Here is a 15,238-nt window from a genome sequence, read left to right on the forward strand (position 1 = left end):
GCCGGTCCTTAAAGAATGCCGGTTCGATCTTAAAATAAAGAAGAGGGAGGTAATAAAAATGAAAATTCGTAACAGTTTGGCGGCAGCTTGTGCCGTATTTATGCTTGCAGGTGGGGCAAATGCCGCCGACCGGATAGCTTTCGGTACAACGGCTCTAAAATCGGTGCATTACACCTATGCAGCGTCAGCGGCGAAAGCCATCAATGAAAAATCAGGTGACAAAGTTGATATTACCGTCATCTCGACTGGCGGTGCGGTTGATAACCTGAAACGCATTGGTCAGGGCCAGATCAACATGGGCCTCGGCACCTATGCAACAATTTATCAGGCCTATAAAGGCATTGGTAAATTCGAGGGTAACGCCATGCCAAATCTTCGGGGTCTATGGGTACATGCGCCGGCCCTGCAGGCATGGGTTGTGCGGGAGGACTCCGGTATTAAGTCAATTTCGGATTTGGCTGGTAAGGAGTTTACCCCCGGTCAACGCGGTTCTGCCACAGAGCAGCTTGCCATCCAGATGCTTGAAGCAGTTGATGTAAAACCAGAGCTTTATCGTGCCAGCTTGGCCGACGCCGTCGCGGCGGTTAAAGACAATCGGTCAAATGGCTATGTAAAAGCGGGTGGAACGGCCGTTTTGGATGGTACGACGCTAGAATTGATGGCTTTTACTCCGATCAGATTGCTCGGCTTTACGGATGAAGAAGTTGGTAAGGTGAAAGAAAAATTTCCGTTCATCAACTTTCAGAAATATAAAGATAATGAAGTTGAAGACTTTCCAGCATTTACGTCACCCGTTCAGGTGATCGGCCAGTTTGCACTTGCGGATAGTATGACAGATGAGCAAGTCATTGCCATTCTGGAGGGGGTCGTCGATAACCCGGGACCACAGGTCGCGGCTTTTCCGTCCTTTGGGAAACTTGACGTGATGCAGGATTCTTTGAACCTTATCACCATTCCTCTGCATAGCGGCGCGGTAAAATTCTACCGTTCTCGTGGTCTTGAGGTTCCGGAACGTCTTATTCCACCAGAAATGAAATAAGCGTTTTTTCTTTGAGGAAGTATGTCCGGCGTGTGACAGGCTCGCCGGACATACCCGCCTCGAAGAATGTCGTTCTAACGGGAGACAGATGCATCGCTTACCCTAAATTATTTGCTTTGGGTAAGCAGTGATCACCCAAAATTCAGCTCAAAATTTCGGCAGGGATCAAAGGATATGAGCGCGGGAGAATTATTGCAGGAAGAAGACGAAGAGAACGCGTTGGATGCGATGCCCCGGCTCTATCGGCCATTGATGTGGGCACTATGCATGGCTCTCGTCTTTTTCCAGATATATACTGCCGGTTTCGGACAATTGCCGCCCTTGTCACAGCGCGCAGTTCATGCTGGGCTCGGCCTTGCTATTGTGTTCCTAGGTTTTGTCCGTTTTTACGGCAATATGGGTTCGCGGAAAAATCTCTGGCAGGCCAGCGATATGGTCTTTGCAGCTCTCTCCATAGTGGCAACCATTTACATCCTGACGCAGGAAACAAGGATAACAGAATCCTTTAATCTAGCAGTGATGCCGATAGACCTGATTTTGGGATCCATTCTGACGATTATTTTACTCGTTGCCGCCTGGCGAACGACTGGGCCGGCCCTTCCTATTCTCGCTATCATTATGCTGCTGTATACGATGTTGGGCCAGCATATCCCCGGTACCTGGGGCCACCCGGGCTTTGATTTTCAGTATCTGATTGAGCATTTATATCTCGGCACGGAAGGGATATGGGGAACCGTCACGGGACTGTCTGCAAACCTTATTGCGATCTTCATCATTTTCGGAGCGTTCCTGATGGCCACGGGGGCGGCGCAAACCTTCATGGATATGGCTCTGCTGGCAGCCGGACGATTTCCGGGCGGAGCGGCGAAAGTTGCAACCGTATCCAGTGCTCTGTTTGGCATGTTAAATGGAGCGGCGGTCGCAAATGTTGCAAGTACAGGGGCCTTTACCATCCCTGCCATGAAACGGCTCGGCTATAAACCGAGTTTTGCTGGCGCGGTAGAGGCAACAGCCTCTTCCGGTGGCCAGATTACCCCACCGATCATGGGGGCTGGGGCCTTTGTCATGGCCGAGCTACTTTCTGTGCCTTATCTAGATATTGTTTATGCGGCGGCGATTCCGGCCCTGTTGTTTTACGTCTGTGTCTGGATGTCAATCGATGTTGAGGCGCGCCGTGAAGACATGCGCTCGTTCGATGAAACAGAACTTCCTACCCGTGCGGAAGTGCTTGCCATAGGGCGTATCGGACCTTTGGTTGTCACTCTCGGGGTCTTGTTGACCAGCATGTTTTCGGGCAATACACCGACCCTTGCCGCCTTCTATGCAATTTGCACGAATGTCGGGCTTTATCTGTTGATAGGGCTATTCCATGGCAAGGACCTTAAGCAGAGAATTTTGAACCTACAAAAAGCGGTTATTTCGGCCGCATTTGGGATTACCGGTATCCTCGCCCTGCTGGTTACGGCGCAGGTGGCCTTGTCACTCATCGGGTTGACCGGCTCCGGTATCAAGCTTTCGGAAATGATTGTCAGCATAGGCGGGGGGCAGCTGTTTGTCGGCGTCTTGCTGTCAATGATTGTCGCGCTGATCTTGGGGATGGGAATGCCCACTACCGCGGCCTATCTTTTGGCCGCCGCAGTCGCGGCACCAGCCCTTATCAGCCTGGACATTGATCCTCTGGTTGCCCATTTTGTTGTATTCTATTCTGCATTGCTTTCCGCCCTCACACCGCCTGTTTGCACTGCTGTCTTTACGGCGGCTGTTATCGCCAAGACGGACTGGTGGTCTGTCTCCTTGGTTTCTATTCGACTTGCGTTGATGAAATACCTGATGCCGTTGTTCTTCGTCTTTCGCCCGGCGGTATTGTTAGAGGCGGGCACTCTCGAAATCCTGTGGTCAGTTGTCATGGGCTTTGTTGCGTCAATGCTCCTCGCTATTGGCGGTGGACGGTTCTATCGTCAGCGTATTTCACTCCCGATTGCCTTATTCCTTGGGATCACCGGGGCACTGGTCGCTGCGAATGAATGGTGGCTGGATGTTACCGCAATCGCCGTGCTTGCAATTGTGGTCGTCGGACAACGCCGGGCAGTTTGGCTTGGTGAAAAAGCGCAAACATAATAACCTGTTGCCGACGATGCATCGTCTTAAACAAAGAAATAAGCTTTGAATAATAAAAATACGGATTAAAAAGAAAATCATGCCTTCTGTAGATAAATTACTGATCGCCAATCGCGGTGAAATTGCTTGCCGGATTATTCGTACCTGTAAGATTATGGGGATACCAAGCGTTGCCGTCTATTCGGAGGCGGACAAGGAAGCTCTGCATGTAAAAATGGCGGATGAGGCCTTTGAAATTGGTCCGCCGCCAGTAAACGAGAGCTATCTCGACATCGAGATGATTCTGAAAGTAATGCAGAAAAGCGGGGCAAATGCCGTACATCCGGGCTATGGGTTGCTTGCTGAGAACGCAGGTTTTGCGCGGGCGGTTCAAGATGCTGGACATATCTGGATTGGGCCTGATCCGGCGACTATCGATGCGATGGGTGACAAGGAACGTGCGCGCGAACTCGCGATGAGTCTGGATGTGCCGGTGCTACCCGGGAGTGGCCGTTTTCGTCCCGGAGATGACGGTGATCCCACCAAGATCGCAGAGACGATCGGCTACCCGTTGCTGGTCAAGGCAGCCGCAGGTGGCGGGGGAATTGGCATGCGGGCGGTCAATGCGGCCGAGAAACTCACATCGCAGATTGAGACTACACAGAAGCTGGCAGAACGTATTTTTGGCGATCCATCCATTTTTCTGGAAAGATATGTTCCCAATGCACGGCATGTGGAAATCCAGATTTTCGGCTTTGGCAACGGTGAAGGCATTCACCTGTTTGACAGGGACTGCACAATCCAGCGGCGCTTCCAGAAAATTATCGAAGAAGCCCCGGCACCCGCTCTTTCAAACGGCATACGGGAGCGTATGCGCGCGGCCGCACTAACGCTTGTTCGGCATCAAGCCTACCTCGGGGCCGGTACGGTAGAATTTATTTATGACTGCGACCGGAATGACTTCTATTTCCTCGAAATGAATACCCGCATTCAAGTGGAACATGCGGTGACAGAAATGGTGACCGGTATTGATCTCGTTCGTTGTCAGATTGAGGCTGCGGTTGGGGAGTATGTGTCAGCAAACCAGAACGACATTTCATTGACCGGTCATGCGCTCGAGTGCCGGATATATGCGGAGCGGCCGGAGAAGAAATTCATGCCATCCCCCGGAACGCTCGCCACGCTTACATTTCCAGAGGAGACAGCAGACTTGCGTATCGACACAGGGGTGGTTGAAGGCGATACCATCACGCCCTATTACGATCCGATGATCGCGAAAATTATTACTTCGGGCGTAGATAGGAAGGCCGCCATTGCACGAATGCGAGAGGCCCTGTCCAAAACAAGGATAGAAGGGCTAGGGAACAATATTGCGTTTCTATTGGACGTTCTGTCAGACCCTGATTTTGCTGAAGTTAACATCACCACGAATTATATTGAAAAGCTCTCCAAATAGGAGATGCCCTTGCCGTAATCGCTATTCTTGAGACAGCATCAAGATCTAATAGCCTTTGATCTTATCAGACGGCTTATAATGGAAACTTGCGCCTGCCGGTTCGCCCAAAAGCGCGAGATTGTGAAGTTGAGGTCCTTATTGCTTTGGGTGCATTTTAAGAGTTAGGGTGCAGAAAGCGTTATTAGAGAAATGCACTTTGTGACGTATTTAGAAATGTGGCCCGACTCCCATTAATGGCGAAATGAGTGAATGATGACAACAAAAGCCGATGAGCATGTGTCAGAAAAAGATGCACCGTTGCGAGAAGACATTCGGCTGTTGGGGCGGTTGCTCGGGGAATCAATTCTTGAACAAGAAGGCGAGACGATCTTCGGCTTGGTTGAGGCCATTCGGCGATCTTCCATCCAGTTCCAGCGTGGTAATTCGGTTGAGGACAGGGAGGAACTTGAAGGGATTCTCAATAAACTGTCGATAGAACAAGCAGTTTTGGTTCTCCGGGCGTATAGCTATTTTCTGCAGCTTGCCAATATCGCGGAAGATCAGCATCATATCAGGCGCAACCGTTTCCACGATATTACAGGCTCTCTGCCACGGCCCGGAACCATGGCTAATGCGCTGGCGAAAGTTAAGAATGAGAATGTTACAGCCGAGCAACTTGATCACTTCTTTAAAACTGCGATAGTCAGCCCGGTCTTGACGGCACATCCGTCAGAAGTGAGACGCAAGAGCACAATGCGACGGGAAATGGCGATTGCAGATTTGCTGGAAAAGCGGGAGCGTGTCGATTGGACCAAGAAGGAAATTGACGCCCTGGACAAAGCACTCCGCCGTGAGGTTCTGACGATCTGGCAAACAGATATCCTGCGGCGGACAAAATTGCAGATTTCTGACGAAATACAAAATGGCCTTTCTTATTACGACCAAACGTTCTTTGCTGAACTTCCGAGATTCTATGCCGATCTGGAAGATGAGCTTGCGCGACAGGGGCTTGGATCGGAGAATGTCTCAATTCCATCATTTTTGCGAATGGGGAGTTGGGTTGGCGGCGATCGGGACGGAAACCCGTTCGTAACAGCGGAAGTGCTGCGTCAGACGCTTCAGCGGCAGAATGCCCATGCTCTCAATTTTTATCTTGAGGAAACACATCAATTAGGGAGCGAACTGTCGATTTCGACAAATATCGTTGAAATGTCACCAGAGTTGCTGGCGCTGGCCGACAAATCGCCTGATCATTCGCCCCATCGACAGGGGGAGCCGTATCGGCGGGCAATATCGGGAATTTATGCGCGACTTGTTGCAACCTTGACGGCGTTTGGATCGCCTGCCCCCGCACGTGCGCCATTAGGCCCGGCACCGGCCTATTTAAATGCAGAGGAGTATCTGACGGATCTTGATATCATTCATGCCTCCCTGATGGCGCATGAGTCACAATTAATCGCCGATGGCAGACTCAAGCAGCTCCGGCGGGCCGTTCGCTGTTTCGGGTTCCATCTGGCAACGCTTGATTTGCGACAAAACTCAGATGTGCATGCCCGTTCCGTTGCCGAGCTGCTAAATGCGGTTGATCCGGATATCCATTATGGAGAATTGACGGAGTCGGAGCGGGTAGCGCTTCTTATCGCTGAGCTGCGTTCAGGACGACCTTTGCTACGGCCTTTTTGGACTTATTCGGAGGAAACCGCTTCAGAGATTGAAATTCTGGAGGAGGTTGCCGCGTCGCAAAAGCAATATGGCGATGAAGCTATTATGACCGCCATTATTTCAAATACGCAAAGTGTCTCCGATTTACTGGAACTGGCAACGCTCTTAAAGCAGGTCGGACTTGTCTCTCCCGAAGGGAGGAGCAAGATCAATATTGTTCCCTTGTTCGAGACAATTGAAGATTTGCGCAATTGCATAGGAATTATGGATGAGTTGCTCTCCATTCCGGAATACAGGAAGCTGCTAGATGCGCGCGGCGGTGTTCAGGAAGTGATGCTGGGCTATTCCGATAGCAACAAGGATGGTGGCTTTGTGACGTCGGGTTGGGAACTCTATAAAGCGGAAACGGCTCTCATTGAGCTCTTTAGCCGCCACAGCGTTGGGCTGCGTTTGTTTCATGGCCGGGGGGGGACAGTTGGGCGCGGTGGTGGGCCGAGCTATGAGGCCATTCTCGCGCAGCCAAAGGGCGCGGTACAGGGGCAGATCAGGATTACAGAGCAGGGGGAGACAATTTCCTTCAAATACTCAAAACCGGAACTTGGCCGCCGGAATCTCGAAAGCCTAGCGGCGGCAACATTTGAGGCCTCGCTCCTAGGGGAAGATCAGAAATCCGTTCCCGCCCATTATATTGATACGATGGATGAATTGTCTGAGGAAGCCTTTAAGGCCTATCGAAATCTGGTTTATGAAACGGAGGGTTTTGAAGATTACTTCTGGGCGTCGACAGTTATTAATGAAATTTCGACCCTGAATATTGGCTCACGTCCGGCGTCACGAAAAAAGACCCGTCGGGTGGAGGACTTGCGCGCAATTCCCTGGGTGTTTAGCTGGGCGCAATGCCGATTGATGCTTCCCGGCTGGTACGGGTTCGGAACGTCCGTGAAGCTATGGCTTGAGAAAAACCCTGAGACGGGTCTATCTACTCTGAGGGATATGTATGCAAACTGGCCATTTTTCCAAACTCAACTATCGAACATGGATATGGTATTGGCGAAAAGCGACATAGCGATTGCCTCAAGATACGCTAGCCTTGTTCCGGATGTCGAGCTAAGAGAGGCCATTTTTGGCCGAATCCGCGGCGAATGGCAGAGTTCAATTGATGCACTACTCAGCATTGCGGATCACAATCAGCTATTGCAGGAGAACCCGCTGCTCGATCGATCAATTCATAACCGATACGCCTATCTTGATCCGCTAAACCATATTCAGGTAGAGCTTTTAAAGCAAAGCCGAAACAGTGCTGATAATCCCAGACTGTTGCGCGGGATCCATATTGCAATCAATGGCATCGCCGCGGGTTTACGCAACAGTGGGTAATGTGAAATCAAAAATTTGATGCGTGGCGGGGAGCTACTCACTTTCAGTGATTTGAGGTCTCTGGAAGAAGATGGATATTTTCACCTCCAGCCTGACCTTGCAATGCACTCTGGGCTCGACACCGTTCTCTAGCTATTGCACCGGTGTTGTTTCATCGATGATTTCGTTGAGTAAATCTTTAAGCTCCTGCAGCTTCTTCGTTCCGATATTCGATGAAAATTTCTTGTTGAACTCGACGGCATGCGCGTTCAGCTTCTGATGCAGTTCAAGGCCGGAATTGGTAATAAATACAATGACTTTTCGTTGATCGTTTGGATCGAGCGTCCGATGAGCGAGGCCATTGGCAACCATCTTATCCAGCATTTTTGTCAGGGCCGGATGGTTCATCAGAACAATTTCTGCCAGGTCGCCCATGGATCGGCCTTTCTCATCGCTCAGCACATCAAGGATGCGCCAGTTCTCCACCTGCATGCCTTCAAGCCGGAGCTGCTTTTCCAGCATTTGGTGAACATTGCGGTGGGCCTGAGCAAGGACATAGGCCAGATTGTCGGTAATTTTTTCCTTACGATTACTCATCTTCAAAAAGCGCCTTTTTGCGAACAATTGCAGGTGATTTACAATATTAATGATAGCCTGTATACTTGAAATGGAAAATTATTTTCTTCAATGATGTTTCGTATTTCTGTGGGGGCAGGATCGAAATGCATGGTGACATGGACCTGAGCCGTCGATTTGTAATGGGGCAAGCAATATTCGATCAGAATATTACAGCCTTTGAGAGATTTCGCCTGACGGATTGCAATAACTGTTTTCGCATTGGCCTGCTTGTGCCGATGTGCGGCGCAGCGGGTTTATGGGGCCCTTCCTGTATTGCGAGTGCGCAGATCGCTCTTTCTGAATTGAACGCCGCAAATGGCATTATGGGTAAGCAGGTGGAGTTTGTCCTGATAGATTCTGCCATTGAATCGGAAGACATCCTGTACCACACCATTCATGAAATGATCGAGCGTCAGGAGATTGACGCGATTGTCGGCATGCAAATCAGCGCCGTCCGGCAACAGCTTGCCAAGGTTGTTCGGGGAAGGGTGCCACATGTTTACACGCCTCTTTATGAAGGCGGAGAGAATAGCCCTGGGGTCTATGCCATCGGGGAAACGCCAAGTGACCAACTGCTTCCCGCTATACAGGCGATCAGCAGTCTTCATAAAGTCAAGAATTGGGCGCTGATTGGGAGTGACTATGTCTGGCCCCGGGCGTCAAATTTTCTCGCCAAGCAAAGTATTCGCGCCTTGGGAGGCAATGTCGCTATTGAAGACTATGTGCCGTTCGGTGTCGATCATACGGAGAGGTTGCTCTATCAGCTTGAAGAGAAAGGCGTTGACGCGGTACTGATATCTTTCGTCGGGCAGGACTCGATTGACTTCAACCGTGCCTTTGGTGCCTTCGGACTGGATCAGAAGATTGTCAGGTTGTCTTGTGCCATCGAGGAGAATTGCCTTCTGGCGATTGGCGATGAAAATTCCAAGAAGCTCTATTCATCCTCATCCTATTTTTCTGTCTTAGATACACCGTCGAATAATAGCTTTAAGGAAAGATATCACAGCTTTCATGGGGAGCGCGCGCCCGCGCTGAATTCGATCGGGCAATCCTTATATGAAGGTGTTCAGTTTCTCGCTGAACTGACGAGAATGCAGTCGGCGGGTCAAGACTATGTGCATACACGTTCGCCCATTAAGTATCGGTCCGCAAGAGACGCATGTTATATCAATAATAAACGTAAGACCTTGCCGATGTATCTCGCCCGTGCGGACGGTTACAAATTCTCGATAGTTGAGAAACTCTGATACGCAAAGTCGATATTAGGCACTCATCTGCCCGGTAAGCATTTTCGCGCTAACATAATTTATATTTTAATTTCAATAGCTTGCTTCTTCTAAAAGTATATAGATCAAAAATTTTACTTGAAATGGAAAACAATTTATTTGAATTGGAAAATAAAATAGGCTAGGAGTCTCCTCATAATCTGGCATGTCAGCAGTTTGCTCAGCCAAGGGAGATTTGAATGATTTGGTTCGCAGCCGTTATTTGCGCTCTTGTTGTATTGCTCATCGCAATTCTGTTCCTCCGCGCCTTCTATCTAAAGTCAACAAGGGAAATGTCTCTCGTCCGTACAGGGTTCGGCGGCCAAAGGGTCGTGATTGACGGGGGGTGCCTGTCACTTCCCATCCTGCATCAGTCGCAAAAAGTCATGATGTCAGCTATCCCGCTTAAGGTTTCCCGGCAGGGCGCGCAGTCCTTTATCAGCAAGGATCATTTACGCGTCGATATTGAAATGAACTTCGAAGTCCGGGTCACACCGGACGAGCAAGGCGTCGCGACGGCAGCACAGGCGCTGGGGCCGCGGATTGCCCGAAGCGGGGATGCGCTTCACGAGGTTCTGGGAAGTAAGATTATCGATACCATTCAGGCAGCCTGCGCTTCCTTGACTCTGGAGGATATCCATAGCGACCGGAAATCCTTCACGGATCAGATCGCGGCTTCTGTTTCAACTTTTGTTGAGAGCCTCGGGCTTCGCCTGGAATCCTCCTCGTTACTTCATCTTGATCAGGCGGCTTTCGGCTCTCTTGATGAGAATAACGTGTTCAATGCGATTGGGATGCGAAAAGTGACCGAGTTGGTATCTATGAACAAGAAGGAGCGGATCAAGATTGAGACTGAAGCTGATATTGCAGTGCGCGAAAGCCGTCTCGCCCAGTCTCAGCGGCGCTTTGATATTGAACGGGCCGAGCGGGAAGCAGAAATGGCGCAGCAAGCCTATTTAACACGTTTGGAGGCGGAAACTGAGTCTGAATCAGTGCGTGCCCGGGTCAAGTCTTCCTTGATGGCGGAAGAAGTGACGTTATCGAAGGAACGGGATATCAAGGCCTTCAAAATTGATCATGACGAGGCCCTGCGCCGGAAAGAGATGGAAGCGATCCGCGAACTAGAAGGCGTCAAGATCGATCATTCCATCTTTATATCTAACCGGCGGGCAGAAGAAGCAAAGGCAAAAGCCGCGGAAGAAGCTTCGCGAGCACAGGTAATTTTGGCGGCTGAAGCTGTGCAGACCGAGAAAGAGCAGGCGGCCGCTGAGCGCGAGCGGAAAATCGCGATGCTGCGGTTGAACAAGGAACTTTCGGTCGCCCAGGAATCCGCAAAAAGCAAAGTCGAAACCGAGACCTTGCTTGCGCAATCCGAAGCGCGAACGGTCGAAGTTCGGGCAAAAGCAGAAAAAACCCGTATGGAGGCTGAAGCGACAGGCATGGCCGCGCGGATCGCCGCAGAGAATGGTATCAGCGACAGCATTATTTCTATGCGCCTTGAGGAGCGCAAACTCGACCGGATGCCGGAAATTCTTGGCCAGATGATGAAGCCGGTGGAGAAAATCGACAGTATCCGCATTAACCAGATTGGTGGCTTGGGCGGTTCATCAGGTGCGGGGGCGGGGGCTGGTGGTGGCGTTGACGGTGCCTTCGGCGCGGCCATGGATCAGATTCTCGGGATGGCAGTCCGTCTCCCTGCAATGAAGCAGATGGGCGAAGAAATCGGCGTTGATTTCGACCCGAATATAGCCGGTCGGACGGCTGACTATGCCAACCGAATTAAGACAAGTGACAAATCGAAAAAAGATTAACCTGGAGGTTTTATTATGACTATGGATCGGAGACAGTTTCTAACCGCAACCGCAGCTATCGCAGGGGCAAGCATGCTGCCCTTTTCAGTCGGTGCTGCCGATAATATCAAGTTCGGATCCATCATGGATACTTCGGGCGGTTTCGATGCCTATGGCAAGCCGATGGACATGGCCATGCGCCTGGCAATTGACGAGATCAATGCTAATGGCGGCCTGAATGGATCTCAGATTGATATTAATGCCTATGATACTCAGTCGGATATGGCGCTTTATACCCAGTACGCGCAGCAACTCACACGTCAGGACGAAGTGGATGTGGTGCATGGTGGGATTCTTTCCGCGTCGCGCGAAGCCATTCGTCAGATCATGAGAAAATCCAAAACACTCTATTTTTATAATGTTCTTTATGAAGGTGGCGTTTGTGATCGCAATATTTTCATAAACGGCGTGACACCTGCACAGCAGGTAGAGGTTCTTATTCCTTACGCAATGAAAAAGGCGGGCAAAAAGGTTTATGTGCTGGCTGCTGACTATAATTATGGGCAGATCACAGCAAAATGGATCGAGAAATATATTGCGGATAATGGCGGCGAAACGGTTGCCGTGGATTTCTTCCCGCTTGATGTGTCTGATTTCGGTTCTACCATCGCGAAAATTCAGGCTGCCGATCCGGACCTGATTGTCGCCTCTCTGGTTGGCGGCGCGCATCTCTCTTTCTTTAGACAATGGGCTGCTGCGGGCATGAACAAGAAAATTCCTATGGCATCGACAACGCTGGGTGTCGGGAACGAGCATAAAGTTCTGACTGCAGAGGAGGGCGACGGAATCATGGTCGCCTACAACTATTCGCAGGAACTGGAAACGCCAGAGAACATCGCTTTCAAGAAAAAATGGGCCGACGCCTATGGTGATGCAAACTCCATTCACGAAATTGCTGTGTCGCATTATCAGGGCATTCTGACTTGGGCCGAGGGGGTTAGACAGGCCGGTTCAACCAATCGAGACGATGTCTTGTCGGCGCTGGAAACGGGGATATCCATTACCGGGCCTGGGGGCGTGGTGACCGTCGATCCGAAAACTCATCATGCTGTTCTCGATGTTCATATCATGGAGTTCGAAGGTCAAAAAATGAAGGTCATTGAAACCTTCACGCAACGTCAGCCGATCGATACACAGGCCGTTTGCGATCTTGCGGCAAACCCGGATGACAACACCCAGTATGAGATAAAGTTTTAGCGGCATACGACCCGACGACGGGACAGCCCATTGGCTGTCCCGGCTTTGCCTTTCCCTGATTTACGGCAGAACAGGGACGGAATTTCTCAATAGATCAAATTCGGAGTGACTATGGATCTGGCGGCAGTCATTGTTGTAGAGACGGTATATGTCATCGCAAGTCTAGTCCTTATCAGTGCCGGGCTGGCGATTGTGTTCGGCATGATGAAGGTTATCAACCTGGCGCATGGTGAATTCATGATGATGGGCGGTTATGCGGCCATCACTGCCGTTAATCTCGGCATCAATATCTATGTGGCGATACTAGTGATTGCACCGTTGGTTGTCGGTGTCATTGGCTTGATCGTCGAGCGATTGGTGATCCGTCATCTCTATGGGCGGCTGGTGGATACTATGCTGGCGACATGGGGGCTAAGCCTGTTTTTCGTCGGCATCGTCACGATGATTTTCGGCAATACTACAACGGGGATATCAACACCGATCGCCGGAATTACTGTCGGTAATTACCAGATCAATGGATACAACTTCTTTATCATCGTGGTCACGATCCTTCTTGTGCTCGCGATATATCTGGTCCTTAAAAGCACACGGCTCGGCCTGATCGCACGCGGGACGATGCAGCGCTCGGATATGGCCTCCGCGCTGGGTTATAGTCCTGACAGGATTTATATGGCGACTTTCTTTGTTGGCTCTGCGGTTTCAGGACTTGCAGGTGCAGTGCTGGCTCCGTTGGTTGGGCTCGGTCCGTCGTCAGGCGGTGCCTATATCGCGAAAGCCTTCATTACCGTCATCGCTGGCGGTCCATCCGTCATCGCCGGACTGATCAGCAGCGGCACTGTCTTTGGTATCGTCAATCAGTTCTTTACCTTCGCCATGTCCCCGGTGATCGGAGAGGTTGCCCTGCTTGTTTGCGCGGTCATCCTTCTCAGGCTGCTGCCACAGGGTATCACAGCAAGATTTTTCAAGGGGAAAATGTAATGCGGGAAATCACCCTTCAGCGTTTCACCCTGTCGATTATTATCGCTGCGGCGCTGATGCTTTTCCTTCCCGTCATCATGAACACCTTCGTGCTGACCCCACTGTTGATATACGGAATGCTGGGGATGAGTCTTGGCTTGATCTGGGGGTTTGGTGGCATTCTATGCTTCGGACAGGCGGCTTTTTTTGGGCTCGGCGCTTATGCATATGCGATTTCGGCAATTAATATCGGCGAGAGTACCATTCCAATGCTTATTGCCGTTATGGTTCCGGCTATCTTTGCCGCAGTTCTCGGCGCGATGATGTTTTATGGTCGCCTCGGCGATGTATATCTCGGCGTTATCACACTTGTAGTGACTCTCATCTTCTTCAAGTTCATGAATTCAACTGCTGGACCAGACTACGTAATCGGAACCGCACGGCTGGGCGGATTTAATGGTATTCCCGGATTTCAGACGCTCAATATTCCTGGGCTTCCGGATGACTATATTTACGGCGATAGCCTCTACTACGTCACCTTCGTGCTGTTGGTTGTTGCCTACTGGCTTGTTAATTGGTTGCTGCAAAGCCCGTTTGGCCGGGTTGCCGTCGCGATCCGGGAGAACGAGCAGCGCGTTTCTCTTATGGGCTATGACATTCGCGCGCGCAAAACGATCCTGTTTGCCATCGGCGGGGCCATTGCCGGACTTGCCGGTGCCCTTTTCGCCAATTGGGCGGAAATTGTAACCCCGGGCCTGTTTAGCCTCAGCCAGACTGCGGAAATTATAATCTGGTGCATCGTCGGTGGTCTTGGTACCCGGCTTGGGCCGATCCTCGGGGCGGCGGGTCTCGCTTATCTCAAGTTTCTATTGGGTCAGCAAGCCTTTATCGATAACACCATTATCATGGGCCTCATTCTGGTCCTGTTCGTCTTGTTCCTGCCCAAGGGGTTGATCCCGGCGATTGAAAGCGTCTGGAAGCTCAGCGTTGGCAAGCGTCGTCGTTGCCATCCGTCTCGCCGACGGAAAGGGAGGGCCATTACCAATGGCTGAAACGGTTTTAGAGACATCTGGACTGACAATGACGTTCGGAGGGGTGACGGCCTGCGACGCGGTTGATTTCAAGCTCAAAGCGCGCGAACTGCGTTGCTTGATTGGTCCAAATGGTGCGGGTAAAAGTACTTTTTTCAAATGCTTGACGGGTTTACTTAAACCAACATCTGGAGCGGTGTTTATGCAGGGGGAAGAGACGACGAACTGGCATACTCATGAAATTTCATCACTGGGTGTTGGAATTAAAACCCAAGTCGCAAGTGTATTGGACGGGGTAACTGTTCATGAAAATATCTGGCTGGCGGCGCGGCGGTTTTTCTCCTCTTCCATTGCAGAAACGAAGGCGAAAGAAACGATCGAAAGGCTGTACCTCGGCGATATTGCGAAAAGCAATGTTGGCCAACTTGCGCATGGAGAACGACAGCGCGTTGAACTTGGGATCGTCGCGGCTGGTGACCCTTGGCTGGTTCTATTGGATGAACCGGCAGCAGGCATGACATCTGAAGATGTTGACCGTATGACGGAAATTATCCGTGAAATGACAACGACGGCGGCGGTCATTATCGTTGAGCATGACATGCAGTTTATTCGCTCCATCGCGACGGACGTGACCGTATTTCATCAGGGCGGCATTCTGTTGGAGGGGAATGTCGAGCAGGTCATGTCGGATGAAACAGTCCGTAATGTCTACCTCGGAAAAAAGGCATAAT

General features: G+C 50.8%; 11 protein-coding genes. 10 read left to right on the forward strand and 1 reads right to left on the reverse strand.

Annotated elements, in window-relative coordinates:
• The first annotated feature begins 58 nt into the window (after positions 1-58).
• The 4 genes from LKE13_RS10105 (at position 59) to ppc (ending at position 7,610) form a co-directional block, all read left to right on the forward strand.
• Complete coding sequence (locus LKE13_RS10105) at positions 59-1,039, forward strand: TAXI family TRAP transporter solute-binding subunit (protein ID WP_227950888.1); 981 nt, start codon at positions 59-61, stop codon at positions 1,037-1,039.
• Positions 1,040-1,213: 174 nt separating this feature from the next.
• Positions 1,214-3,157, forward strand: coding sequence for a TRAP transporter permease (locus LKE13_RS10110; RefSeq protein ID WP_227950890.1), 1,944 nt, complete (start codon positions 1,214-1,216; stop codon positions 3,155-3,157).
• A 79-nt stretch (positions 3,158-3,236) separates the two neighbouring features.
• Positions 3,237-4,592 (forward strand): acetyl/propionyl/methylcrotonyl-CoA carboxylase subunit alpha, encoded by a 1,356-nt coding sequence (locus LKE13_RS10115; RefSeq protein WP_227950892.1) that lies wholly within the window; start codon positions 3,237-3,239, stop codon positions 4,590-4,592.
• A gap of 249 nt (positions 4,593-4,841) precedes the next feature.
• Entirely contained in the window at positions 4,842-7,610 is a 2,769-nt protein-coding gene (ppc, locus tag LKE13_RS10120; RefSeq protein ID WP_227950894.1) for a phosphoenolpyruvate carboxylase, read from the forward strand.
• A 132-nt stretch (positions 7,611-7,742) separates the two neighbouring features.
• On the opposite strand, the gene LKE13_RS10125 is transcribed toward ppc, so the two are convergent.
• Positions 7,743-8,186 (reverse strand): MarR family winged helix-turn-helix transcriptional regulator, encoded by a 444-nt coding sequence (locus LKE13_RS10125; RefSeq protein WP_227950896.1) that lies wholly within the window; start codon positions 8,184-8,186, stop codon positions 7,743-7,745.
• Between the two features lie 125 nt (positions 8,187-8,311).
• Here LKE13_RS10125 and LKE13_RS10130 point away from each other — a divergent pair, with 125 nt between their 5' ends.
• The 6 genes from LKE13_RS10130 (at position 8,312) to LKE13_RS10155 (ending at position 15,237) form a co-directional block, all read left to right on the forward strand.
• Entirely contained in the window at positions 8,312-9,454 is a 1,143-nt protein-coding gene (locus tag LKE13_RS10130; protein WP_227950899.1) for a substrate-binding domain-containing protein, read from the forward strand.
• 218 nt (positions 9,455-9,672) lie between these two features.
• Positions 9,673-11,283, forward strand: a complete 1,611-nt coding sequence (locus LKE13_RS10135; RefSeq protein WP_227950901.1) for a flotillin family protein — start codon at positions 9,673-9,675, stop codon at positions 11,281-11,283.
• Between the two features lie 15 nt (positions 11,284-11,298).
• A complete protein-coding gene (locus LKE13_RS10140; protein ID WP_227950903.1) occupies positions 11,299-12,519 on the forward strand; it encodes an ABC transporter substrate-binding protein in 1,221 nt (406 codons plus the stop codon).
• Positions 12,520-12,630: 111 nt separating this feature from the next.
• Positions 12,631-13,497, forward strand: coding sequence for a branched-chain amino acid ABC transporter permease (locus tag LKE13_RS10145; protein WP_227950906.1), 867 nt, complete (start codon positions 12,631-12,633; stop codon positions 13,495-13,497).
• On the forward strand, positions 13,497-14,528 hold the full coding sequence (locus LKE13_RS10150; protein WP_227950908.1) for a branched-chain amino acid ABC transporter permease: 1,032 nt from the start codon (positions 13,497-13,499) through the stop codon (positions 14,526-14,528). Before LKE13_RS10145 ends, LKE13_RS10150 begins: the two co-directional genes overlap by 1 nt.
• Positions 14,521-15,237 (forward strand): ABC transporter ATP-binding protein, encoded by a 717-nt coding sequence (locus LKE13_RS10155; protein WP_227950910.1) that lies wholly within the window; start codon positions 14,521-14,523, stop codon positions 15,235-15,237. The genes LKE13_RS10150 and LKE13_RS10155 overlap by 8 nt, the downstream gene beginning before the upstream one ends.
• Position 15,238: the final 1 nt, after the last annotated feature.

The organism is Sneathiella sp. HT1-7 (assembly GCF_020731145.1).
GTDB lineage: Bacteria > Pseudomonadota > Alphaproteobacteria > Sneathiellales > Sneathiellaceae > Sneathiella.

What these genes read in the sequence shown, in the direction of transcription:
- LKE13_RS10105 (WP_227950888.1), top strand. Translation starts at nt 59, where the DNA reads ATGAAAATTCGTAACAGTTTGGCGGCAGCTTGTGCCGTATTTATGCTT.
- LKE13_RS10110 (WP_227950890.1), top strand. Translation starts at nt 1,214, where the DNA reads ATGAGCGCGGGAGAATTATTGCAGGAAGAAGACGAAGAGAACGCGTTG.
- LKE13_RS10115 (WP_227950892.1), top strand. Translation starts at nt 3,237, where the DNA reads ATGCCTTCTGTAGATAAATTACTGATCGCCAATCGCGGTGAAATTGCT.
- ppc (WP_227950894.1), top strand. Translation starts at nt 4,842, where the DNA reads ATGATGACAACAAAAGCCGATGAGCATGTGTCAGAAAAAGATGCACCG.
- LKE13_RS10125 (WP_227950896.1), bottom strand. Translation starts at nt 8,186, where the DNA reads ATGAGTAATCGTAAGGAAAAAATTACCGACAATCTGGCCTATGTCCTT.
- LKE13_RS10130 (WP_227950899.1), top strand. Translation starts at nt 8,312, where the DNA reads ATGCATGGTGACATGGACCTGAGCCGTCGATTTGTAATGGGGCAAGCA.
- LKE13_RS10135 (WP_227950901.1), top strand. Translation starts at nt 9,673, where the DNA reads ATGATTTGGTTCGCAGCCGTTATTTGCGCTCTTGTTGTATTGCTCATC.
- LKE13_RS10140 (WP_227950903.1), top strand. Translation starts at nt 11,299, where the DNA reads ATGACTATGGATCGGAGACAGTTTCTAACCGCAACCGCAGCTATCGCA.
- LKE13_RS10145 (WP_227950906.1), top strand. Translation starts at nt 12,631, where the DNA reads ATGGATCTGGCGGCAGTCATTGTTGTAGAGACGGTATATGTCATCGCA.
- LKE13_RS10150 (WP_227950908.1), top strand. Translation starts at nt 13,497, where the DNA reads ATGCGGGAAATCACCCTTCAGCGTTTCACCCTGTCGATTATTATCGCT.
- LKE13_RS10155 (WP_227950910.1), top strand. Translation starts at nt 14,521, where the DNA reads ATGGCTGAAACGGTTTTAGAGACATCTGGACTGACAATGACGTTCGGA.